Consider the following 24,916-nt stretch of genomic DNA (forward strand, 5'->3'; position numbering starts at 1 on the left):
TTTAATAGTAGCTTTATAAGTTGAAACTACCTTCAACTAACAAATCAAAAAAACACAAAAAAGGCCATATGTCGATAACATATGGCCTTTTTTAGCACTAACTCTGGTTTTTTTACTAAGGTATTACTAATAAGTACTTCAAAGAGTTAGTTATCTACTAAATAATACGTAGATTACTTAAGGTGCTTTTTAGTAACCGTTAACACTTTCAATGTATTTGAAGCGCCAACAGTTTCCATCATATCACCATGGGTTAAAATCAGTTTATCACCAACAACTAAATCAATTTGACCACTGACTACTTTTAACATTTCATCAGATAAGTTGTCATTGTTTACGTGAGTTGAATCAAATTCAATTGGGTAAACACCACGATATATTGCTGTTTTATTTAATGTTTTTGGATGGCGTGATAACGAGAATATAGGTAAGCCTGAAGTAATGCGTGACATTAACTTACTTGTTTGACCTGATTCAGTTAAAGAGATTATCGCTTTAACACCTTCTAAATGGTTTGCCGCGTACATAGCTGAAAGTGCAATTGTTTCTGATACTTCACTAAAAGTCAGCTCAATTCTGTGGTTTGAAATGTTAACTGAACGATGTTGCTCAGCACCAACACAAACATTAGCCATTGCAGTAACTGTTTCAACAGGATATTTACCTGCAGCAGTTTCCGCTGATAACATCACAGCATCAGTACCATCTAATACGGCATTTGCTACATCCATAACTTCAGCACGCGTTGGCATAGGCTGCTCAATCATGGTTTCCATCATCTGCGTTGCAGTGATAACAACACGATTTAACTGGCGAGAGCGAGTTATAATATGCTTTTGTTTACCAACTAATGCTGCATCACCAATTTCAACACCTAAATCACCACGGGCTACCATAACAACATCTGAGGCTAAGATAATACCATCAAGAATCTTGTCATCATTAACCGCTTCAGCACGTTCAATTTTAGAAACTAAACGAGCATCACAGCCAGCTTCTTGTGCGAGTAAACGTGCTTCACGCATGTCAGCTGCATCACGAGGAAATGAAACAGCTAAGAAATCAACATCAATCTTTGCCGCTAATTTGATGTCTTCTTTATCTTTAGCTGTTAAGGCTGGAGCAGTTAAACCACCGCCTTGACGATTAATACCTTTGTTATTTGATAGCGGGCCGCCAACAGTAACTATGGTAAATACTGAATTTTCAGAAGTAGATAATACCTTTAATTGTACACGACCATCATCGAGTAATAATATGTCGTCAGTATTAACGTCTTGTACTAATTTTTTATAATCAATACCTACTTTTTCTTGACAGCCTTGGCCTTTCTCTAGTGTCGCATCTAATTCAAACTTATCGCCAATGGCTAATTTAATTGGGCCATCTTTGAACGTAGAAATACGGATTTTAGGACCTTGTAAATCACCTAATATACCAACATAGACACCAAGCTCTTTTGCTATTGCTCTGACATTGTTAGCTCTATCAATATGATCTTGTGGAATACCGTGAGAAAAGTTCAGTCTAACTACGTTTACACCAGCAGCTAATACATTTTTTAAAATCTCTCTATCGTCAGTTGCAGGACCTAAGGTAGCAACAATTTTCGTTCTTCTAGGCATTGGAATCCTCTTACGTTTTTAATAACGTTCTAAATTATGTTTTAAATTAGTGTATGGTTTGTATCAATAATTTACGATTAGTCTTTTCTCTCGAAGCGCGAACTTCTTAAACTATCTTTTACTTTTTTCAGGTTGTCTCTAAATTTACTACCACGACGTAAAGTAAATCCTGTCGCTAAAACATCAATTAAAGCTAACTGAGCGATACGTGACGACATTGGCATATAAAGGTCAGTGTCTTCACTCACATCAACGCTAAGTACGATGTTACATTCTTTGGCAAGTGGTGTACCTGTGGTCGTAATACCAATTACTGTGGCATCGTTTTCTTTAGCTAAACTTGCCACTTCAACAAGTGACTTAGTACGACCGGTATGCGAGATAACAACAACGACATCACCTTGGCGACTATTTATAGCACTCATACGTTGCATTAATATGTCATCAAAATAAACAACTGGCACATTGAAGCGGAAAAATTTGTTTTGTGCATCATGAGCAACAATGGCAGAAGCGCCTAGACCAAAAAATGAGATTTTATTGGCTTGTGTTAACAAATCTACAGAGCGATTGATATCATTTGCATCTAAACTTTTACGTGCTAATTCAAGACTAGCCATTGTTGATTCAAATATTTTGGAGGTATATTCATCAGCGGTATCATTTTCATCAACATGACGATTAACGTAGGGCGTACCGTTAGCTAAACTTTGCGCAAGATGCAATTTAAAATCAGGGTAACCTTTAGTATCTAAGCGACGACAAAAACGGTTAACGGTTGGTTCACTAATATTGGCTTGTTTGGCGAGTGCAGCAATACTTGAGTGAATAACAGTACCAGGTGACGCTAATATAACTTCAGCTACTTTTCGTTCTGATTTACTGAGCATGTCTAGTTCGTTAGTGATCTTTTCTAATATATTCATTATGGTCTGATCCTAGATCTTCTTTATATAACGTCTCAATAATAGAGTTTTGAACGTTATTTCAATGATAGCGTGCAACAAATAATAGGCTATTTCGTCTATACTGTAATTTATTTTCTGCCTAAGGAACAGAAATAATGAAATTTTATTTCATAATTTAGAATGAATATAAGAAAATAGCAGTGTCTTTTGATAATGTTTACTATTTAAACAAGGCTGTAGTTCTTACCCCTCCTGATAATATGCCTTTAATCACAGCTATAATGTTCTTTGAAGCATAATAACAGGGTGAAGGTTATTTTATGTAGTAAAATTACAAAAAGTTCTTTACTGTCGACTAAACAAGCGCTAAATTAGGTGTATATGTAGTTTAGTTACAACTAATTATTTTACTCTAGCGCATTAGATTTGATGCTTGAGTAAAGATATAAGCAAAATTAAAGCAATAAAATTTTATATAAGAGAAATTCTATGAGTAATTTAGATTGTCAATCAGCGAGTGAAATCGTTATCTTTGGAGCTTTAGGTGACTTATCACGCCGCAAGCTGCTACCAGCATTATATCAACTAGAAGTGTGTGGTTTAATCAATAAAGATAGCCGTATTGTTGGTGCTGCAAGACAAGAGCATAGTCTTGAAGAATTCAGAAGTGTGGTTTTAGAAAACTTAAATAATTTTGTTAAAGAGACAATAGATGAAGAAGTGCTTGCGCGTTTTATTAATCGATTGGTTTATCAACAGCTAGAATTTAAAGAGAACAGCTCATTCAATAAACTAGCTGAAACGCTAGCCAGTGGTAATAGTACCCGTGTTTATTACTTTTCAACGCCTCCGGCTATATATGGTGATATTTGTAAGGGGTTAGCTCACGCTAACTTAATTACTGATGCTGACCGTGTTGTTATGGAAAAGCCAATAGGGCACTCACTTGAGTCTTCAATTGAAATCAATAATCAAGTGTCTGAATATTTCAAAGAAAATCAAACTTACCGTATAGATCACTATTTAGGTAAAGAAACAGTATTAAACCTATTGGTATTACGTTTCGCCAACTCACTCTTTACCAATAACTGGGACCGTAACAGCATCGACCATGTACAAATTACTGTAGCCGAAAGTGTTGGTATTGAAGGTCGCTGGGGCTTTTATGATGAAGCCGGACAAATGCGTGATATGGTTCAAAATCACTTGTTACAAATACTATCTCTTTTGGCGATGGAGCCACCGGCAGATTTAAGTGCGGAAAGTGTTCGTGCTGAAAAACTTAAAGTCGTTAAAGCATTAAGAGCGATAAATCGAGATAACATTAAAGATAAAGCGGTTCGTGGCCAATACAGTGATGGTTTCTTAGAAGGCGCGCCGGTACCTGGCTATTTAAATGAAGAAGGTGCCAACGCTAATAGTAATACTGAAACATTTGTCGCGATAAAAGCAGAAATAGATAACTGGCGTTGGAAAGGCGTGCCATTTTACCTTCGTACAGGTAAGCGTATGCCGAAGAAACACAGTGAAATTGTCGTACATTTCAAGCAACAACCACACAATATTTTTAAAGACAGTTACAGCGATTTACCCGCTAATAAATTAACCATACGTTTGCAACCTGATGAAGGGGTTGAATTACAAATGATGAATAAAATACCAGGTATAGCATCACAAATGCGTATTCAAGAAAACAAGTTAGATTTAAGTTTTTCTGATACGTATAACGATGAACGTGTTGTTGATGCCTATGAACGCTTGATGTTAGAAGTATTGAATGGCAATCAATCATTATTTGTTAGTCGTGATGAGGTTGAAGCCGCTTGGACTTGGGCGGACAGCATTATTGAAGCGTGGAAAACAACGAATGAGAAGCCGAAGCCATACGCAGCAGGCTCGTGGGGACCAGTATCTTCTATATCTTTAATAGCGCGTGATGATCGCCAGTGGGTAGAATAATTATGCATAAAATAACAGAATTTCCAGCACGTAGCGATTTAGATACTGAACTAGCAAGCACCGTAAGTACCATTTTAGCTAAAGCGATTAAAGAGACCGGTAAAGCAAGCATTGCTGTATCAGGTGGCTCTACGCCGAAAGGTTTTTTTAGCGTGTTATCACAAAGCGATATTGACTGGTCAAAGGTGACTATTACCTTAGCAGATGAACGCTGGGTTCCAATCGATAGCGACGCCAGCAATACTCGTTTAGTACATGAAAACTTACTGCAAAATAAAGCAGAGAAAGCTAAGTTTTTTCACCTTAAACAAGGTGATGAGTTAACAGATGAAACACTAGCTGATTTAAACGTGGCAGCAAATAAAACGTTGTTACCATTAGATGTTTTGATTTTAGGCATGGGTGAAGACGGCCACACGGCTTCATTATTCCCCTGTAGCGACGAAATCAAAGCTGGTCTTGATGAGGCTAATGATGCTGTTCTATTGAAAGTTCAACCTAAAACGGCGCCGCATCAGCGCATAAGCTTTACTTTTGCTAGTTTAATCACCAGCAAAAACACTTTCCTTCACTCATGCGGAGAAGGAAAGAAGACGGTATTAACACAAGCGTTAAATGGTGATGATCCGTTTGAAATGCCTATAAGGGCATTTTTACAACACCCTAGCTTAAACACTCAAATTTTTTGGGCACCATAACTTACTTGGAAAAATAAGTTTAAGTTGATACCCGTTCCACTTGAAGATGCAGGATTCAGCTGGAATTATAAACGCCTTTAGGCAAGGCATTGATTGAAGAGAATAGTTATTCTATTGTCGAAATCAATAACGCAGCATAAAGCGTTTATAAACCAGCCCTTTGGGGAAAACTGAGCAAAACATACTCGTCGTTACATTTGTTTTTAAGGGAATAACCATTAACAAAAAAACGTGCCTTGATTATGATTTGCTCAGGTTTCCTGAAACGAGCATCTTCAGGTGGATCGGGTATATATATAAATTAAAAGTATATAAGTTGAGAGATTAAATGAAACAGCAAATAGTAGATATTACCGACAGAATCATCAAACGTAGTGCTAAAACACGTGCTGAATATTTAGCCAAAATTGATGCCGCCAAATCAGACACAGTACATCGTGCCGGCTTATCATGTGGTAACTTAGCACATGGCTTTGCAGCTTGTGGTAAAGAAGATAAAGCCTCGTTACGCGGTATACAACACTCAGATATCGCTATTGTTACCTCTTACAACGATATGCTTAGTGCACATCAACCGTATCAAACGTATCCTGATATTATCAAAGCTGCTGTTAAAGACGCCGGTGGTGTTGCACAAGTTGCTGCTGGTGTTCCTGCTATGTGTGATGGTGTGACTCAAGGTCAACCGGGCATGGATTTAAGCCTGATGAGCCGTGATGTCATCGCTATGTCAACAGCTGTTGGCCTATCTCATAACATGTTTGATGGCGCATTAATGTTAGGTATCTGTGACAAAATCGTACCGGGATTGCTGATCGCGAGTATGACATTTGGTCACTTACCAACCGTATTTATTCCTGCAGGTCCAATGCCTTCAGGTCTGCCAAATAAAGAAAAAGCACGAGTACGTCAGCAGCATGCTAAAGGTGAAGTTGATGAAGAAGCCTTACTTGAAGCCGAATCTGCGTCATATCACTCTGCAGGTACCTGTACTTTCTTCGGTACAGCAAACTCTAACCAGTTAGTGGTTGAAGTGATGGGCTTACATTTACCTGGCGCTTCCTTTATTGCACCTAATACACAACTTCGTGAAGAATTAACAAAAGCTGCTGCTCGTCAAGCAACTCGATTAACACAGCAATCTGGCAGTTACATGCCGATTGGTAAAATGGTTGATGAACGCTCAGTGGTAAACGCTATTGTTGCGTTACTGGCAACAGGTGGTTCAACTAACCTAACCATGCATATTATTGCTTTTGCTAAAGCGGCTGGCATTATTATTAACTTCCAAGATTTTAATGACCTTTCTGAAGAGGTTCCATTATTAACACGCATATACCCTAATGGGCATGCAGACATTAACCAATTCCAAGAAGCAGGTGGTATGGCGTTATTGTTCCGTGAGCTTATCGAAGGTGGACTAGTGTATGAAGATGTGGAAACTATTTGTGGACGCGGTTTAACTCGATACACTAAAAAACCAGTATTAGAGAACGGTGAACTAAAGTGGGTTGATTGCGTTGAAAAGTCACTCGATGATGCAATTATCGCTACGGTAGCTAAGCCATTCAGTGCTCATGGCGGTTTACGTGTGATGAAGGGTAATTTGGGCGTTTCTGTTATTAAAACGTCGTCACTTCGAGAAGGTAGCTTTGTCATTAAAGCACCTGCTGTTGTATTTGAAGATCAACATGAATTACAAACTGCATTTGATGCTGGCGAGCTAGAAAAAGATTTTGTTGCTGTCGTTCGCTTCCAAGGTCCTAAAGCGCGTGGCATGCCTGAATTACATAAATTAACGCCATTGTTAGGCGTACTGCAAGACAAAGGTTTCAAAGTTGCTCTTGTTACTGACGGACGTATGTCTGGCGCTTCAGGTAAGGTACCTGCAGCCATTCATTTATGCCCGGAAGCACTTGATGGTGGTTTGATTGCTAAGGTACAGACAGGCGATATGATTAACCTTGATGGTGAAACGGGCGAATTAACATTACTCGTAGATGAACAAGCTTTAGCAAATCGCGAAACTGCACTATTTCAAGTTAATGGCCATCATGAAGGTATGGGCCGTGAGTTATTTGGTTTTATGCGTCGCAACTTGAGTTCAGCTGAAACAGGTGCGTGTTCGTTATTCGACTCTTAATCACAAATCACAAATAAGGAGTCACACATTGACTCCTTATTATAATTAATAATATAAAGAATTCAGTGCCTATTTTACCTTTGGGTGAAGTACCACCAAGAAAATAAAGAGGAATTATGACCGTATCAAAAAATTGGCAAATCATGCCAAAGGACATTTTCAACATGGGACCTATTGTTCCTGTACTAGTAATTAATAACGTTGCAGATGCGTTACCCATTGCTGAGGCCCTGTTAACTGCGGGCGTTAAAGTATTAGAAGTAACCTTACGTACGCCGGCCGCACTTGATGTTATCAGTGCTATCGCAAGAGAGTTACCAGAAGCGATAATTGGCTCAGGTACAGTAACTAATCGTCAGCAGTTACAACAGTCTTATGATGCAGGCGCTAAATTTGCTATTAGCCCAGGTTTAACAAAAGACTTATTACAAGCGGGTAATGAAGGTAATATAGCGTTAATTCCTGGTATATCCTCTATTTCAGAGCTTATGGATGGCGCTGATTATGGTTATGATCATTTGAAGTTTTTTCCTGCTGAAGCATCAGGCGGCGTTAATGCTATTAAATCCATTGGTGGCCCTTTCCCTGACATTCGTTTTTGTCCTACTGGCGGCATAAACTTAAATAATGTGCGTGATTATTTAGCCTTACCTAATGTGGTTTGTTGTGGCGGCTCATGGTTAGTATCAAGTGAAATCGTAGAGAATAACAATTGGTCTGAAATCACTCGGCTAGCCAACCAAGTATTAGCGCATGTAAAATAGAGCACTCTCGTTACTTTTTGAATAGTAACGGGTCTAAACATAAAAAAGCCAGTCATTGTTAATAATGACTGGCTTTTTTTATGCTGCTTTATCAACTAATCATTGCGAAAGCAGTAACGTTTTTATTGGTTGTTTTGTGCCATTTTCAAACGTTGAGCCATTGATAATGGCTCTTCTTTACCTTTTTTGACTTCAACCTTCTTAACTTCTTCTTTGACTTCAACTTTTTCTACTTTACTGTCGCCTTTAAATACAGACTTCATCATGTTTTTCATGCCATTGAAGCTGTCTTTAGTTGAATGATTTGCTTCAACAGCGTCGTATAAAGGCGATTGTGATGCTGTTTTTTCTGCATCTTTAGTTTGCGCTTTTGCAGCTTCTTTTTTCTCCACAGCAGCTTCTTCAGCTTTTGTTTCAGCAGAGTCAGCACGGCTATGAGGAGTAGCTAATTTTTCTTGAGCAAGTTTGGCTCTGCTTACTTGAGCACTGTCTTGTAACATTGCTATGCTTTGGTTACAAGAAGGCATGAATATATCGTTAGAGCTCATTCTACGGTCAAAGTCTTCGACAACTTCAGTCATTTCTGATTCAGCGATATTAACAGCATCTTGAACTTGAGATAGTTTACGTCTTAGACTGTTGTATTTTTTCTCAATATTATCGATAGCACCTTTCACATCATCATTTAAGTTCTGAGTGAGATCTTTATACTCTTCAATTTGTTTATCAAACTTGTTAAGAGAAGATTGACTGTGATTAATGCTATCGTCAATTGATGTCAATTTTGACTCTAAGCGTTGTTTTTTAGCTAAGAATTTGTCAGATATTTCTTTTGGAATTAAAGGCGCCTGTACTGTCGGCGGAAGTACATCGACAAATTCACTAATACAATTGACAGGCTTCCACTGGGTAAAGGAAGGGTGCCAACCATAAACATTTGGGTTACTAGCTAAATATTCTTTCGCTGCGTCTAAGTCTAATGGGGCAGTTACTTCACCATTATTTGAAAAAAACCATTTTTTCATCGTAAATACTCTTATCTGTTAACGTTAGTTTTATAATTAATTTGATGTACTACAAAATTGGTATATAACCAATGAGTAGTATTAATAATCAGTTTTAATTACGTTAGCTAGGTTTTTCTGTAGAGAGGCATACTGCTCTTCAATTTGCTTGACCACTATTCTAACTTGCTCTGTTAAGTCACGAGCAGTTTTTCCATAATTATCAAGGTCAGTATCAATTTCATACAAAGAATCAGACGTGATTTTAATCGTTTTATCAATACGGTCTAATGTTGTTATTAATTCTTTCTCTTCCCCAATTAAGTCATCAATAAGACCACTTGGGATCTCTATTGGAGCGGGAGGAGGGGTAATTGACGTTACAAATTCATCAATACAACTAACCGGAACCCAATGAGTATAAGAAGGATGCCAAGCATATAAGTCGGGATTTTTTGAAATAAATTCATTTGACTCTTTTAAGCCTAAAGGACCAGTTACTTCACCATTGTTAGAAAAAAACCATTTTTTCATAATAATTATTACTCTCTTTAATATTCGTTACCTTATTATTGAATTAGGTAACAATAACGACCTATCTAATTTATTAATAACGGGTCTTCTACTATTCACCATTTAACGTTAGCTTAAGCCAACAGTCAAGCTATTTTGTTAAGGCTAAGTTATAGCCTGATATAACATTTTCTTCGGCTTATCCTAACGTACATGTAAATGGTATGTTATATGAATGTACTACGATAACGTTATAATTAATATACTTTTATTATCTTATATTCAGGTATAAGTACATAACTGAGTTACAAATGGCAGTGGTCATTTAATTTGCTAAAATTTAGACAAAAAAAAGCCAGTTATAATATTTATAACTGGCTTTTACATTTATAGAACGCGTTGGTCTATGGCTTAGTAGCCACTGCGCTACTACGGCTTGCTACATCAGCAAGAATAGCCGTCTTACCTGATGACTGATGAACGTGTCGTTCACTATCAGCCATAAAGTTTGTTGGGATATCTTTAATTGCAGTGATTGTTTCCGTTTTTGTCATTGGAGCCGTTGCATGACCAGAAAGACTATTTGCTTTCTTAATTTGTCTTGCTAACTTCTTATCCTTTGGTGCTGTTTTCTTAGCAGGAGCAGATTTCTTGACTTTTTTAACTGGAACATCAACGTTAACAACTTCTTCTTTTTGTTCTAACGGTAACTCTTGTTGAACTTCTGTCACATGGTTAGTTACCACTGGAGCAGCTTCAACTGGAGCAGTTACCACTGGAGCAGCTTCAACTGGAGCAGTTACCACTGGAGCAGTTACCACTGGAGCAGTTACCACTGGAGCAGCTTCAACTGGAGCAGCTTCAACTGGAGCAGCTTCAACTGGAGCAGCTTCAACTGGAGCAGTTACCACTGGGGCAGTTACCACTGGGGCAGTTACCACTGGAGCAGCTTCAACTGGAGCAGTTACCACTGGAGCAGTTACCACTGGAGCAGTTACCACTGGGGCAGTTACCACTGGAGCAGCTTCAACTGGAGCAGTTACCACTGGAGCAGTTACCACTGGAGCAGTTACCACTGGAGCAGTTACCACTGGAGCAGTTACCACTGGAGCAGTTACCACTGGAGCAGCTTCAACTGAAGCGGTTACTACTGGTGCAGTAGCTGGATAACGAGCTTCTACTGATTCATCGATAGTTGCCTCTTCACCAGTTAATGCTTGCTCTTGTTGTGAGCCTTCAGCAGTATTGTTATTACGACGACGTCTTTGACCATTTGCTCTTAGGTGTCTAGGAGAACGTCTATTACGTGGTTTATCATCATTTTGAGCTACGCCTTCTACAACAGGGGTATTAACTTGTTCATTATCAGTAGTGTTAACTGCTGTTAATGCTTCTGTTGTTTCAATCGCTTTATTTGTTGGTTCTATACGTATCTTCTTACGATTAGTCCTACGTTGGCGACGCTCACCGGTTTTTACTTCTTTAACAACATCGTCTTTATCTATGTTGTCATTTTTACGTGGTTGTCTTTTCGGTTTATTTACCTCTTCATCACGAGCTGGACGAGCATTTCTTGGTTCAGTCGGTTTCTGAGTAGGACGACTAGTAGAATCTTCGCTGTTACGCTCGGTACGGTCGTTACGATTAGCACCACGATTATTACGTCGTTTAGCTTGCTGATTTCTTTGTCTGTCTTGAGGACGTCTAGGCTTTTGACTAGTACTTGTCTCTTTCTTTTCTTCAACAACAACTTCTTCTGCTACAAATAGACTCTTCAACCAAGAAAAGAAGCCAGCAGGTTTAGTTTGCTTTGATACCGCAGGAACAGCGGCTTTCACAACTTTCTCAGTAGGTATAGGAGCAGATGTCGGTGCAGACATGCCTTGAATCAATGGTTCATCAGGTTTTGACGTCACTTTATCAAATTTCGGCATTTTAGCTTCTTCAAGTTCAGCTTGTTTTACCGGTAATTCATAACTTGCTTCGACAACAGTTTCATCAGTCTTAACGCGTAACACTTCGTATTGCGGCGTATCCATATGTGGATTAGGAATGATTAACACTCTAACATTATGATGTTTTTCAACATGCATAACTGAACGGCGTTTTTCATTTAACAAGTAAGTCGCAACAGGCACTGGAACTTGTGCTTGTACGTGTAAGGTATTATCTTTTATCGCTTCTTCTTCCATTAAACGCAAGATAGATAAAGCTAATGACTCAACACCACGGACATGACCAGTACCACTACAACGCGGACATACACCTTGGCTTGTTTCACCAATAGAAGGACGTAAACGTTGACGAGACATTTCTAACAAACCAAATCGAGATATTTTACCTAGTTGAATACGTGCTCTATCTTGGTGAACTGAATCACGCATTCTGTTTTCTACTTCACGTTGATGACGAACGGGTGTCATATCGATGAAATCAATGACAACTAAGCCACCTAAATCACGTAAGCGTAGTTGACGCGCAATTTCTTCTGCTGCTTCTAAGTTAGTATTAAATGCTGTTTCTTCAATGTCACTACCTTTAGTTGCACGGGCAGAGTTAACATCAATAGAAGTCATTGCTTCAGTTGGGTCAATAACAATTGAACCGCCAGAAGGTAGACGGACTTCACGTTGAAACGCTGTTTCTATTTGCGTTTCAATTTGATAGTGCGTAAATAAAGGTACGTCACTGGTATAAAGTTTAATCTTACTTAAGAAGTCAGGACGCACAACTTCAATGTGTTTTTTAACACTTTCAAAGGTTTTAGGGCGATCAATTAATACTTCACCAATATCACGACGTAAATAGTCACGAATAGCGCGTAAAATTAGGTTTGTTTCTTGATGAATTAGGAAAGGAGCAGGGCGACTTTTTCCTGCGTCACTGATTGCTTGCCAGTGATGTAAAAGAACACTGAGGTCCCATTTTAATTCGTCGTAATCTTTACCAACACCAGCGGTTCTTACAATTAAGCCCATACCTTTAGGTAAATCTAGTTTACTTAACGATGATTTTAATTCAGTACGTTCATCACCTTCGATGCGACGTGAAATACCACCAGCACGCGGGTTGTTTGGCATTAATACTAAGTAACTACCGGCTAAACTTATAAAGGTAGTAAGGGCAGCGCCTTTTTGACCACGTTCTTCTTTATCTATCTGAACGATAACTTCTTGGCCTTCGTGTAATACTTCCTTAATGTTAGGTCGGCCTTGGAATGTATAGCCTTTAGGGAAGTATTCACGTGCGATTTCTTTCATTGGTAAGAAACCGTGACGATCAGCACCGTAATCAACAAATGCAGCTTCTAAAGAAGGCTCTATACGGGTGATTTTTGCTTTGTAAATATTAGATTTTTTTTGTTCATGACCAGGACTTTCAATATCTAAATCGTAAAGTTTTTGACCATCTACTAGTGCTACGCGCAATTCTTCTGATTGGGTAGCGTTAATTAACATACGTTTCATAGTTTGTCGGACTCATTTAAGTCACAACACACCATTTGCTTAGGACACAAAGCAATCTGTTTTTCTGGTAACAGCATATTGTCAACCTCACGGTTGTCACGGTTAACCTGTCATAGAACCAAGTTAAGCTATTATAAATTCTGATTGTTTTTTATATCATCGCCCTTTATTTAAGTGGCAATGCTAATTTATTTCTTCATGTGCTCAGCTTGTGTGCTGTGCAAAATACCAGTGCATTCTCGCTCAGGTATTATTTTTTATAATAATTGCTTTATGGTGCTGGGCTAATAACATTTCAACATCAAAATGATAAAACTGTTTATGCTTTTTTGACAATCTACAACGGATAATTCATCAAGACTGATGAATTATTGTGTCAATTAATACAATAGGCCGTACTATCAATATGTCGTCTTCTACATTTTTAACGCTACATAGGGGCAGTTAATAAAATAAAATTCGCATAAAAATGTGGCCGCAGTTTGCCTCTTACGTCTCTCTTTAAAGCTTCTAGGGTTAAATTTGTTACGTCGACTAGCCTTGTATGAATCTTTAATATGGCTGCTTAATGCTTCTCAATGCATTGTTGTTTAATGCACTGTTGCGTTAAATATCAACTAATAACCCTTATATTATCCCATTATCTTTGTTGTTTAGCCAACAATAAAGGGAGTTAATTGCATTATTAGCTAAAAAAAGTGTGTTAAACTACCGCCATGAAAGAAATTAAGACCAAAAAAGCCAAACACGTGCCTAAAATTAAATTAAAGACAAAACATCATTCAGTTGTAAAAAAGATCCAGCACAAAAAAGTTACACCTGAAAAACCCATTCAAGAAAAGGTCGCTGTTGAGCCTGAAAAGCCAAAAGTGCGCTTTATTACTATAGATAGTGAGGACGCTGGCCAACGAATCGACAATTTTTTATTAAGAACACTAAAAGGTGTGCCTAAAAGTCATCTATATCGTTTATTGCGTAAAGGCGAGATAAGGGTTAATAAAAAACGTATTAAACCAGTCTATAAATTATTGTTAAATGATGAGGTTCGTATTGCACCCATCAGAGTGTCAGAAGAGAAAGATGCGGTTTCTACGGGATTAAATGTTGTCGCCAACTTAGAAAAGCAAATACTTTTTGAAGATGATCGGTTAATTGTTATCAACAAACCATCGGGTATGGCTGTACATGGCGGAAGCGGGTTAAGCTTTGGCTTAATTGAAGCACTTCGTGCGTTAAGACCCGATGCGAGAATGTTAGAACTCGTTCATCGGTTAGATAGAGATACGTCAGGTTGTTTACTGGTTGCCAAAAAACGCTCTACTTTACGACATCTACATGAACAGTTTCGTGAAAAAAATGTACAAAAATTCTATCACGCTTTAGTTAAAGGTCATTGGCCGACTAAACTAACCCGTGTTACTGAAGCGCTGAAGAAAAACGACTTGAAATCAGGTGAACGCGTTGTCGTTGTTGATAATATAGACGGCAAAGAGTCTGAAACACGCTTTAGAGTATTAGAACGCTATCGTGGTGCTACGTTAGTAAGGGCTTTTCCTGTAACGGGCAGAACACATCAAATACGCGTACATTGTCAAACAAGTGGTCACTCTATTGCTATGGATGCAAAATATGGTCATGAAGAGTTTGATGAACAGATGAAGAGTAAAGGCTTAAAAAGATTGTTCTTACATGCCGCTAGTATTGAGTTTACGCATCCAAGTACAGAAGAACGCTTAAAAATTGAAGCGCCGATGGAGGCTAGCTTAGAGAAATTATTAACTAAGTTGGTTAAAGAATAGTTTAAGTGACTGAGTACAAATTAGTTATTTTCGATTGGGATGGTACTTTGATGGACTCAATTGCGCGTATTGTTTCATCAATGCAAGCAGCCGCTCATCATTGTCAATTAACTATACCGACAGACAATAGCGTAAAAGATACTATCGGCTTAAGTTTACCCAAGGTACTTGATGTTTTATTCCCTGGGGCTTCTCAAACTGATATAGCCGCTTTGCTTGAGCAGTACAAATTTCAATATGTCGAAGGGAATAGTACACCGGCCCCTTTATTTGAACATGCGCTGTTGTTATTAAAAGCACTTATCGATAACGATAAGCTGTTAGCTGTAGCAACGGGTAAAGGGCGAGAAGGTTTACAACGTGTATTTTCTGCGAGTCAAACTGAACATTTCTTTCATGCATCACGCTGTGCAGATGAGGCTCGGTCTAAGCCTGATCCTCAAATGCTATTAAGCTTGTTAGAAGAATTAAACATTACACCAGAACAAGCCGTTATGATTGGTGATACTAGCTATGATATGCAAATGGCACAAGCTGCGGGTATAGATAGGATAGGTGTTACCCTAGGCGTGCATGATAGAGCTATATTAAACAACTTCCAGCCAATAGCTATTGTTGACTCCCTTGCTGAGTTGCAACAATTACTATTGCCTTTAATAACGCACAGATGATTATGTAGCGTGCTTTAATATAACGATACTCTTGAAGTAAGTAGCATAAAAAAATGTGCTACTTACCTTTTTTATTTTCTTAAATCGCAACTTATACCAATTGCACTAATTAAGTGATCATTTTCAAATGGCCTAAATATCCAATAACGTCGTTGCTTTCAATCCCAATAGCCAGCTATTGCTCAATCAAGCGCCTTGCTCTTGAATTATTATTCTCATTGAATTCTGTAACCTTAATTAATCCAAATGGTATTATCAATCAGTCACTTTATTTTGCTCAGCTAATACATCGATACCCTGTTGCTTTAATAATTCCACCAGCTTAATTAACGGTAACCCGATTAATGTATTGGGATCATCACCTTCAAGTTTGCTAAACAAGCAAATACCTAAACCTTCACTTTTAAAACTACCGGCACAATTATAAGGTTGCTCTGCATGTAGATAATTTTTTATTTCTACTTGACTGAGTTCATTGAAATGAACGGTAAAGGGCTCAACTAAAGCGATTGCGTTATCATTCTCACTGTCATAAACGCATAGACCTGTATAGAAAATAATGCTTTTACCACTAAATTTACTTAACTGAACAACAGCATTGTCAAAGTTATGAGGTTTACCTAATATTTCCCCTTCACATACGGCTACTTGATCTGAGCCTATAATCAAAGCTCTTGGGTATTGTGAGACAACCGCTTTGGCCTTTTCTATAGCAAGGCGTTCAACTAACGCTTGAGGTGTTTCATCCTGGTGTGCTGTCTCATCGATATCTGGCTTTGCACATTGAAAAGGCAGCTGGAGTTTTTCTAAAATAGTTTTACGAAATGGAGAAGTAGAGCCGAGTACTAAGGTTTTCATATTTACCCTCTTAATATAGATTCTTTTAAAGTAGTCCGTTTGCTATAATACCATTGGTATAAAGAAGTGAGCACTTTCTTATACTTAATGGTATTAGCTAGCTATAGTGAACAAGATTGTTTATTTAAATAGCGGTTGTTGTCAAAATAAACAATTATTATACAATAATTGTGAATATTGAGGCTATCTTGAACTTTTAAACAAAATAGTGCAATTTTCTTTTGACACTTGCCTGTAGGGACTATAATATGCGCGCCTTATGCAGAATCTTAAACTTCCAGTAACAATAAATCCATCCCGTAGCTCACAACGCAGACTTGTGTGCGAAGGTGTGTTTAAATTGTCTGATATGACTAGACTGCTTGGTGAATGCGAAAGCAGAAGCGAGCATGTTAAAGTTAGTGTTAAGTTTGATGTTGATGAACGTGGTTTGACAGTAATGTCAGGTACGAGCTCAACATTAGTTGCATTAACTTGTCAGCGGTGTAACGAAAATTTTGACCAGGAACTTAAAGTAGATTTTACTTTCAGTCCTGCCAAGAATGAGGAAGCCGCTGAGAAAATCCCGTCATATTATGACGTAGTAGAATTAGATGAAAATGGCGAAGTAAACTTACGTGAATTAGTGGAAGAAGAGTTTATGCTCGCTATCCCATTAATTCCACGGCATGAAGTTCAAGACTGTCCAGCGGATGCTGATTCAGTTTGGGGTGAATTACCAGAAGAGCTTGAGAAGCCAAATCCATTTGATTTATTAAAACAATTCAAATAGTTAATAAGCATAAAGCCTTTTAACTTATAACCTGTTCAGGAGTAACTCATGGCAGTACAAAAAAGTAAAAAATCTCGTTCAAGACGTGGCATGCGCCGTTCACATGATGCATTAGCAATCGAAAACTTATCAGTAGATCCAGTATCAGGTGAAACGCATCGTCGTCACCATATCACTGCTGATGGTTTTTACAAAGGCGTTAAAGTAATCGCTAGATAGCGATTACATTTTAGGCTTACTTTAGTTTGAGCTTAAATAGTGATCTAACCATAGCGTTAGATGTTATGGGGGGCGACCAAGGCCCCTTTATAACAATTTCTTCAGCAATAATGGCAATTAATCAACAGCCTAACTTGCACCTTATTCTTTGTGGTGATGAACCCATCATTACAGAAAACCTTGCCCATTTTAATATTTCCAAAGAAAATTTAGCTACTCATAAGCAGTTAAGTATTTTCCCGACCTCTCAAATTGTTTTAATGTCGGATAAGCCCATTGTTGCCCTGCGAACCAAAAAAGACTCATCAATGCGTAAAGCGCTTGATCTGGTTCATGAAGGAAAAGCACAAGCTTGTGTAAGCGCAGGCAATACCGGCGCATTATTTTCGATGGCACATTTTGTGTTAAAAAGTATTCCGGGGGTAGAGCGCCCAGCACTTATCTCATCCTTACCCACTCATGATAAAGACAAACATGTTTTTATGCTTGATCTAGGCGCTAATGTTTTTTGTGACTCCCATGTTCTATACCAATTCGGTGTAATGGGCTCAATAATGGCTGAGCAAGTAGATTGCATCAGTAAACCACGCGTTGCTTTACTTAATATGGGTGAAGAAGCTATTAAAGGCAGCGATCATATAAAGCTTGCTGCACTTGAATTAAGTGAAAATAAAGATATTAACTATGTCGGCTTTATTGAAGGTAGCGATATTTTTTCCAATAAAGCCGATGTTATTGTTTGTGATGGATTTGTTGGGAATGTCGCGCTTAAAACCTGTGAAGGTGTCGCACGGCTCGTTTATCAAAAGTCTAAAGCAGCATTTAGTGCTAGCTTATTAGCCAAGTTATTTGGATCATTACTTAAACCAAGCTTCAAAAAACTGTTCAAAACCATGAACCCCGACCAGTACAATGGCGCAAGTTTGATAGGATTACGCGGTATAGTGGTTAAAAGTCATGGTAATGCCAATTCAAGTGCTTTTTTATCTGCAATAGAAGAAGCAGTAAAAGAAGTTGAAAGGCAAGTTCCGGAGAAAATTAAAACCTCATTCGAAGATGGCTTTGCTGGTCGATAACTCCTATTACGTAATAAAAAATATACTCATTGTATGTTTTTTATTAAGCTAACTTTTTCTTAAGTAAAAAGTATTAAAATAAACGTATTTACTAACAAGAACTTAAATAGAGTATTAATATGCAAAATAAATTAGCATTCGTATTTCCAGGGCAGGGCTCACAAACTGTTGCCATGCTCAGTGACTTTGCAGAAAATAGTATCGTACAAGCAACCTTTGCTGAAGCATCAAAAGCATTAGGTTATGACTTATGGCAATTAGTTGCACAAGGTCCAGCAGAAAAGCTTAATCAAACAAATTTTACTCAACCTGCGTTATTAACTGCGAGTGTTGCCTTGTGGAAAGTTTGGCAAGCAGAATCGGAAGTGACTCCAGATGTCATGGCGGGCCATAGTTTAGGTGAATATTCAGCGTTAGTTTGCGCCGGTGTATTCTCCCTAAGTGACGCGGTAGTCTTAGTTGAAAAACGTGGCGAGTTCATGCAAGCTTGTGTTCCTGCAGGTGTGGGCGCTATGGCTGCGGTTATTGGTTTAGCCGATGATGAAATTATCAAAGCTTGCGAAAACGCGAAAGAAAGTCAGGTGGTATCAGCGGTTAATTTTAATTCGCCAGGTCAGGTTGTTATTGCTGGCCATAAGGAAGCAGTTGAGCGTGCAGGTGAGCTTTGCAAAGCCGCAGGCGCTAAACGTGTTTTGCCATTGCCTGTTAGTGTGCCATCACATTGTGCTTTAATGACCGATGCTGCAGATAAACTAGCTATGGAGCTAGATTGCATCACTTTTAACCAGCCGAAAATAGCCGTTGTAAATAATGTTGATGTCTCTGAAGAGATTTCAGGTGAAGCAATAAAAGCCGCATTAGTGAAACAATTATATTCGCCAGTACGCTGGAGCGAAACTATGAGTCTACTCGCAAGTGATGGTATCGAAAAAGTTGTTGAAGTTGGACCGGGTAAGGTTTTACAAGGTTTAAATAAGCGTATAAACAAATCACTACGCAGTGTTAGTTTCAATACGACAGACTCGTTACAACAAGCAAAAGATTTAATTAATAGCTGAATTTAATTATTATTTAGTAATTTATTAAAATCAACATAAATGATGCGCTTTCTTGACTATCAAGGCAGTGTTATAAAATAAAAATAGTAGGAAAAAATATGTTTTCTTTAGAAGGTAAAATCGCTTTAGTTACCGGTGCAAGCCGTGGTATTGGTAAAGCAATTGCAACACAACTACAGTCACTTGGTGCAACGGTTATTGGTACTGCTACATCAGCAAATGGTGCCAATAATATAACTGAGTACTTAACTGCAGACAACGGAAGTGGTATGGGTCTAGTACTTAACGTAACGAGTGATGAATCTATTGCTGAAATGTTTGCCGCTATTAAAGAAGCGCACGGTTCTATTGATATTCTTGTTAATAATGCGGGCATAACACGTGATAACTTATTTATGCGCATGAAAGATGATGAGTGGTCAGATATTATTGAAACTAACTTAACGTCTGTGTTTAAAGTAAGTAAAGCGGCTATTCGTCCTATGATGAAAAAACGTACTGGCCGTATCATTAATATTGGCTCTGTAGTTGGTACCATGGGTAATGCTGGTCAAGTAAACTATGCAACAGCTAAAGCAGGTTTACTTGGTTTTACTAAAGCTTTGGCCCGTGAAGTTGCTTCTCGTGGTATAACGGTTAATACCGTTTCACCAGGTTTTATTGATACAGATATGACACAAAGCCTAACTGATGAGCAAAAAGAAGGTATCTTCTCTCAAGTTCCAGCTAATCGTTTAGGTAAGCCAGAAGAAATAGCGAGTACAGTAGCGTTTTTAGCATCCGATGCGGCTGCTTATGTTACCGGTGAAACTATTCATGTGAATGGCGGTATGTACATGGTGTAAGCCTTTATTTTTACGGCTTACATTGTTTTTTAATAATATTTTTCAATAGTTCAACAGGTTAGACCAGTTTAAAAAAGTGAATTAGATGCTTGCATGGCAAGCTGTTGACGAATACACTACACGCAATTTGAAAAACTGCACTTTCAGTAAAGGAAATAAAATGAGTAATATCGAAGAACGCGTAAAAAAAATCACAGTTGAACAGCTAGGTGTTAGTGAAGCAGAAGTTAAAATTGATTCATCATTTGTTGATGACTTAGGTGCTGACTCATTAGACACTGTTGAATTAGTTATGGCGTTAGAAGAAGAATTTGATACTGAAATTCCTGACGAAGAAGCTGAAAAGATTACAACAGTTCAAGCAGCGATTGATTACGTTACTGCTAACCAGTAATTGTTAATAAGTTCGATATTATCGATCTTAGTAAAATAATAAAAGCGGTATACTTAATTTCAAGTGGCCGCTTTTTTTTTATCTTTAAGATGACGATAATACTCAATAGAAGATTAAGACCAAACGGATTAATTTAACTACATTGGGTAATACTTTTAATTTTTCGGAGGCCGCTCTGTTATGAGACGTGTAGTAGTTACTGGTATGGGCATGCTTAGCCCTTTAGCCAACACCGCAGAAGAAACATGGCAAAACCTACTGCTTGGTAAAAGTGGTATAGGTAATATTGATCATTTTGATACCACAGATTATCCCACTAAATTTGCTGGCTTAGTAAAAGACTTTGATGCCCAAAATTATATGGAACGAAAAGAAGCCAAGAAAATGGATCTTTTTATTCAATATGGTATTGCAGCGGGTGTACAAGCTTTTAAAGATTCAGGTCTTGAAGTTACTGAGCAAAATGCACCGCGTATTGGTGTTGCTATTGGCTCTGGTATTGGCGGTTTAGGCTTAATTGAGCAAAACCATAATAAGCTGATAAAAGCCGAAGGTAATCCACGTAAGTTATCGCCATTTTTTGTGCCATCAACCATCATTAATATGATTGCTGGTCACTTATCAATTATGTTTGGTCTGCAAGGTCCTAATATCGCGATTACCACAGCGTGTACTAGTGGCGTTCATAACATTGGGCATGCTGCCCGTATGATAGCTTACGGTGATGCAGACGCAGTTGTTGCCGGTGGTGCTGAAAAAGCTTCCACTACCTTAGGTATGGGCGGTTTTGGTGCTGCTCGCGCTTTATCACGTCGTAATGACAACCCTGAAGCAGCTTCTCGTCCTTGGGACAAAGACCGTGATGGTTTTGTTTTGGGTGATGGCGCTGGTGTTATCGTTGTTGAAGAATATGAACATGCTAAAGCCCGTGGCGCAAAAATTTATGCTGAGCTTGTCGGCTTTGGTATGAGTGGTGATGCTTATCACATGACTTCACCTCCTGAAAACGGTGATGGTGCCGCACGTGCTATGCAAAATGCCATTAATGATGCAAAAGTTGATATTAGCCGAATTGGTTACATCAATGCTCATGGTACTTCTACCCAAGCGGGTGACATGGCAGAAACTAATGCGGTTAAAACTGTCTTTGGGGCTGGTGCAAAGAATGTAATGATGGGCTCCACTAAGTCAATGACAGGGCATTTGTTAGGGGCTGCAGGCGCTGTTGAAGCTATTTTCAGCATCCAAGCACTAATGAATAACCAAGTCCCACCGACAATTAATTTAGATAATCCTGATGTAGGTTGTGATCTCGATTATATTGCCGGTGCAGCACGTGATGTTGAATTAGAATATGTACTGTGTAACTCATTTGGTTTTGGTGGCACAAACGGCTCATTGATCTTTAAGAAAATTTAATTTTCTTAAAGTTTTTAAGTTTCGTTGTTAGCAAAGCGTTTAAACTGCTTGAAAAATAATGAGTAAGCCTGAATACTAACCTCTAACTTGAGGAAGTCTTCAGGCTTTTTTATGTCAAAAATTTATATTATTAAGAATGTAGCGACACCCAATGAAATATTGCTCGGTAAATGGTCAACAGCAAACAGATATAACGATTACCGACAGAGGTCTAGCCTACGGTGATGGAATATTCACTACGGCTAAAATTGTTAAGGGTAAAGTAATATTACTAGACAAGCATATTGAGCGATTAGTCTATGGCTGCCAACGATTAAAAATCCAAGCACCATCTCGTCAGCGTTTAATGGAGCAATTGCAATCGGCTGCTAAAGACTTTCCGCTAGCCGTAGTAAAAGTGATGATTACGGCAGGCAGTGGTGGTAGAGGTTACTCTAGGGTAGGGCTAAGCGATAATGCCACTAACCTAATTATCATGGTGTCTGACTTTCCAAATCATTACCAAGTACTTGCTCATCGTGGAATTAACCTCGGAGACAGTAAGCAACAAATTGCGACAAGTTCAATGTTAGGCGGAATTAAACATCTTAATAGGCTTGAACAAGTTTTACTAAGAGCTGAGCTGGATGAGCGAATTGAAGATGATCTAATTGTTACTAATTGCCAAGGAAATGTTATAGAAGCGACCAGTTCAAATTTATTTTATTGGTTTAATGAGCAGTTATGTACCCCTGACGTATCAACATCAGGCGTTGATGGTATTATTAGACAGACAATAATAGCTAAAAGTCCGCAAGTCAAAGTATGCAAAACTAAGCTTGGCGATCTCAAACAGGCACAAGCCATGTTTATCTGTAATTCTTTGATGGGCATCATGCCAGTAAAAAAGTACAATAACCGCATACTTGCTGTAGATAATGTTCACCAGCTTCAAAGCCAAATGCAAGGACTTATCTAAAAATTTTTATCGTTGGTTAGTCATTACTTATTAAGGAAAATTCGTGTTCAGAAAACTTATTATTATTACTTTATTAGTATTGCTTGGCACTTTAGGCGCCTTAGTTTATCAATTTGATCACTCATTGAAAGCGCCTTTAGCAATTGAACAAGATAGTTTGTTAACAATAAAACCGGGTAGCTCTATTAGCTCTTTTGCTAAAGAATTAGAGCAGATGCAATGGATACCTATGCGTTTTTGGCTGAGAAACTATGGCCGGATATTTCCGAATAAAGCAAATATTAAAGCCGGTACTTATCTAATAGCTAAAGATTCAACGTTAGCGCAATTATTAGCACAACTGGTTGAAGGTAAAGAGCACCAGTTTTCGGTAACTTTTATTGAAGGAACGAGATTTAAAGATGCCTTAACGATACTCGCAGCGCATCCTCATATTAAACACAGCATTCAAGGTGTCGAGATTAGCAAGGTAGCAACAACATTAGGTATTGAGGCTAAAAACCCTGAAGGGTGGTTATTTCCTGATACTTATGCTTTTACTGCAGATACTCAAGATATAACATTATTAAAACGTGCTTACTCAAATATGCAGGCTCAATTAGATAAACAATGGCAAAACAGAGCGGATAATCTGCCTTACCGAACACCTTATGAGGCGTTAATTATGGCCTCAATTATTGAAAAAGAAACAAGCTATGTGGCAGAGCAGCCCCTTATATCATCTGTTTTTGTAAATCGATTAAGAAAGCGAATGCGTTTACAAACTGATCCTACTATTATCTATGGCCTAGGGGACCGTTATAAAGGTGATATTACCTACGCACATAAACGAGAAAAGACAGCTTATAATACCTATAGAATAAATGGTCTACCGCCTACACCTATCGCAATGGCTGGTTTATCAGCACTTAAAGCAACGTTGCACCCAGCCGAGAGTGATTATTTTTATTTTGTAAGCGGTGGTAATGGTAAGCATGTTTTCAGCAGAACCTTAGCTGAACACAATGCCGCCGTGCGAAGTTACTTAAAAATACAGAAGCAAAAACAAAAATAAATTGGCTCGAAGTATTTAGGGCAGATATAAATTAAACAAATGAAAATAAGGTCAAAGCGTAAATATGTCAACAGGAAAATTTATTGTAATTGAAGGTATGGAAGGAGCTGGTAAGTCTTCGGCTATCGCTGTTATTGAAAGTATCCTAAATGAACAGGGTATTGACTATATTAATACCAGAGAGCCTGGAGGCACACCTCTAGCAGAGTCATTACGCGACATGGTTAAATCAGTAGACAATCAAGAAACGCTTACTGTTGAAACCGAGCTATTACTTATGTATGCCAGCCGTAGTCAATTACTTGCTAACAAAATACTTCCCGCTTTAGCTGCAGGCAAGTGGGTTATTGGTGATCGACATGACCTAAGCTCTCGTGCATACCAGGGGGGTGGACGAGGATTTGACGAAAGTATCATGAATACTATTAGTGATATAACCCTAAAAGGCTTTAGACCTGATATTACACTGTACTTAGATATAGACCCCCATATTGGTTTATCTCGTGCGAAAGCTCGGGGAGATTTAGATCGTATAGAATTAGAGAAAATGGACTTTTTTATTCGTGTTCATAATAAGTATAGAGAGATTGCCGAGCAAGATGAGTCTATTGTTACGGTTGATGCAGCACAAGAAATGTTAAAAGTGCATCAGGATATAGAGAAATCTGTTATCGCCTTTATCGCTAAAACAGCCTTGGTTTAGAGAGCAAAA

The 24,916-nt window shown here is 38.3% G+C and carries 22 protein-coding genes; 16 read left to right on the top strand and 6 right to left on the bottom strand.

All coding sequences use genetic code 11. The features are described 5' to 3' along the window. Positions 1-173 precede the first annotated feature (173 nt). Both pyk and CXF85_RS16255 read right to left on the bottom strand, forming a co-directional pair. A complete protein-coding gene (gene pyk / locus CXF85_RS16250) occupies positions 174-1,625 on the bottom strand; it encodes a pyruvate kinase (RefSeq protein WP_101229695.1) in 1,452 nt (483 codons plus the stop codon). Between the two features lie 77 nt (positions 1,626-1,702). Then, positions 1,703-2,551 carry a MurR/RpiR family transcriptional regulator gene (locus CXF85_RS16255; protein ID WP_101229696.1) on the bottom strand — a complete coding sequence of 283 codons (849 nt, stop codon included), beginning with the start codon at positions 2,549-2,551 and terminating at the stop codon, positions 1,703-1,705. 471 nt (positions 2,552-3,022) lie between these two features. On the opposite strand from CXF85_RS16255, the gene zwf reads away from it, so the two are divergent. The 4 genes from zwf to CXF85_RS16275 all read left to right on the top strand — a co-directional run bounded on the left by zwf (position 3,023) and on the right by CXF85_RS16275 (position 8,097). Beyond that, positions 3,023-4,492, top strand: a complete 1,470-nt coding sequence (gene zwf / locus CXF85_RS16260) for a glucose-6-phosphate dehydrogenase (protein ID WP_101229697.1) — start codon at positions 3,023-3,025, stop codon at positions 4,490-4,492. A 2-nt stretch (positions 4,493-4,494) separates the two neighbouring features. Further along, positions 4,495-5,190: a 6-phosphogluconolactonase gene (pgl, locus tag CXF85_RS16265; protein WP_101229698.1), complete on the top strand. Its 696-nt coding sequence runs from the start codon at positions 4,495-4,497 to the stop codon at positions 5,188-5,190. Positions 5,191-5,518: 328 nt separating this feature from the next. Beyond that, a complete protein-coding gene (gene edd, locus CXF85_RS16270; protein ID WP_101229699.1) occupies positions 5,519-7,333 on the top strand; it encodes a phosphogluconate dehydratase in 1,815 nt (604 codons plus the stop codon). Between the two features lie 116 nt (positions 7,334-7,449). Beyond that, the gene (locus tag CXF85_RS16275; protein ID WP_101229700.1) at positions 7,450-8,097 is read left to right on the top strand and encodes a bifunctional 4-hydroxy-2-oxoglutarate aldolase/2-dehydro-3-deoxy-phosphogluconate aldolase; all 648 of its coding nucleotides are present in this window, start codon (positions 7,450-7,452) and stop codon (positions 8,095-8,097) included. Between the two features lie 122 nt (positions 8,098-8,219). Here CXF85_RS16275 and CXF85_RS16280 read toward each other — a convergent pair whose 3' ends face one another. The 3 genes from CXF85_RS16280 to rne all read right to left on the bottom strand — a co-directional run bounded on the left by CXF85_RS16280 (position 8,220) and on the right by rne (position 13,081). Continuing rightward, the gene (locus CXF85_RS16280) at positions 8,220-9,122 is read right to left on the bottom strand and encodes a DUF4339 domain-containing protein (protein ID WP_101229701.1); all 903 of its coding nucleotides are present in this window, start codon (positions 9,120-9,122) and stop codon (positions 8,220-8,222) included. A gap of 81 nt (positions 9,123-9,203) precedes the next feature. Then, positions 9,204-9,635 carry a DUF4339 domain-containing protein gene (locus tag CXF85_RS16285; RefSeq protein WP_101229702.1) on the bottom strand — a complete coding sequence of 144 codons (432 nt, stop codon included), beginning with the start codon at positions 9,633-9,635 and terminating at the stop codon, positions 9,204-9,206. A 383-nt stretch (positions 9,636-10,018) separates the two neighbouring features. After that, the gene (gene rne / locus CXF85_RS16290; RefSeq protein ID WP_101229703.1) at positions 10,019-13,081 is read right to left on the bottom strand and encodes a ribonuclease E; all 3,063 of its coding nucleotides are present in this window, start codon (positions 13,079-13,081) and stop codon (positions 10,019-10,021) included. 716 nt (positions 13,082-13,797) lie between these two features. On the opposite strand from rne, the gene rluC reads away from it, so the two are divergent. Together rluC and CXF85_RS16300 are read left to right on the top strand one after the other, a co-directional pair. Then, positions 13,798-14,880 carry a 23S rRNA pseudouridine(955/2504/2580) synthase RluC gene (gene rluC, locus CXF85_RS16295; RefSeq protein ID WP_232771239.1) on the top strand — a complete coding sequence of 361 codons (1,083 nt, stop codon included), beginning with the start codon at positions 13,798-13,800 and terminating at the stop codon, positions 14,878-14,880. A 5-nt stretch (positions 14,881-14,885) separates the two neighbouring features. After that, a complete protein-coding gene (locus tag CXF85_RS16300; RefSeq protein WP_101229704.1) occupies positions 14,886-15,551 on the top strand; it encodes an HAD-IA family hydrolase in 666 nt (221 codons plus the stop codon). Positions 15,552-15,806: 255 nt separating this feature from the next. Here the strand turns inward: CXF85_RS16300 and CXF85_RS16305 are convergent, their stop codons facing one another. Next, positions 15,807-16,409 (bottom strand): Maf family protein, encoded by a 603-nt coding sequence (locus CXF85_RS16305; protein WP_101229705.1) that lies wholly within the window; start codon positions 16,407-16,409, stop codon positions 15,807-15,809. Positions 16,410-16,668: 259 nt separating this feature from the next. On the opposite strand from CXF85_RS16305, the gene yceD reads away from it, so the two are divergent. From yceD to tmk, 10 genes are all read left to right on the top strand, one after another. Further along, a complete protein-coding gene (yceD, locus tag CXF85_RS16310) occupies positions 16,669-17,181 on the top strand; it encodes a 23S rRNA accumulation protein YceD (protein ID WP_101229706.1) in 513 nt (170 codons plus the stop codon). Positions 17,182-17,229: 48 nt separating this feature from the next. Beyond that, positions 17,230-17,400 carry a 50S ribosomal protein L32 gene (rpmF, locus tag CXF85_RS16315; RefSeq protein WP_101229707.1) on the top strand — a complete coding sequence of 57 codons (171 nt, stop codon included), beginning with the start codon at positions 17,230-17,232 and terminating at the stop codon, positions 17,398-17,400. Positions 17,401-17,426: 26 nt separating this feature from the next. Further along, complete coding sequence (plsX, locus tag CXF85_RS16320; protein ID WP_101229708.1) at positions 17,427-18,476, top strand: phosphate acyltransferase PlsX; 1,050 nt, start codon at positions 17,427-17,429, stop codon at positions 18,474-18,476. A 119-nt stretch (positions 18,477-18,595) separates the two neighbouring features. Then, positions 18,596-19,534: an ACP S-malonyltransferase gene (gene fabD / locus CXF85_RS16325; RefSeq protein WP_101229709.1), complete on the top strand. Its 939-nt coding sequence runs from the start codon at positions 18,596-18,598 to the stop codon at positions 19,532-19,534. Positions 19,535-19,632: 98 nt separating this feature from the next. Beyond that, positions 19,633-20,379, top strand: a complete 747-nt coding sequence (fabG, locus tag CXF85_RS16330) for a 3-oxoacyl-ACP reductase FabG (protein ID WP_101229710.1) — start codon at positions 19,633-19,635, stop codon at positions 20,377-20,379. Between the two features lie 160 nt (positions 20,380-20,539). Beyond that, positions 20,540-20,773 (top strand): acyl carrier protein, encoded by a 234-nt coding sequence (acpP, locus tag CXF85_RS16335; RefSeq protein WP_011043112.1) that lies wholly within the window; start codon positions 20,540-20,542, stop codon positions 20,771-20,773. Between the two features lie 180 nt (positions 20,774-20,953). Further along, entirely contained in the window at positions 20,954-22,192 is a 1,239-nt protein-coding gene (gene fabF, locus CXF85_RS16340) for a beta-ketoacyl-ACP synthase II (protein WP_101229711.1), read from the top strand. A 151-nt stretch (positions 22,193-22,343) separates the two neighbouring features. Continuing rightward, positions 22,344-23,150, top strand: a complete 807-nt coding sequence (gene pabC / locus CXF85_RS16345) for an aminodeoxychorismate lyase (protein WP_101229712.1) — start codon at positions 22,344-22,346, stop codon at positions 23,148-23,150. Between the two features lie 43 nt (positions 23,151-23,193). Next, positions 23,194-24,204 carry an endolytic transglycosylase MltG gene (gene mltG, locus CXF85_RS16350; RefSeq protein ID WP_101229713.1) on the top strand — a complete coding sequence of 337 codons (1,011 nt, stop codon included), beginning with the start codon at positions 23,194-23,196 and terminating at the stop codon, positions 24,202-24,204. Positions 24,205-24,268: 64 nt separating this feature from the next. Continuing rightward, complete coding sequence (gene tmk, locus CXF85_RS16355; RefSeq protein WP_101229714.1) at positions 24,269-24,907, top strand: dTMP kinase; 639 nt, start codon at positions 24,269-24,271, stop codon at positions 24,905-24,907. Positions 24,908-24,916 lie beyond the last annotated feature (9 nt).

The sequence above is a fragment of the Colwellia sp. 75C3 genome (assembly GCF_002836255.1).
Classification (GTDB): Bacteria; Pseudomonadota; Gammaproteobacteria; order Enterobacterales; family Alteromonadaceae; genus Colwellia.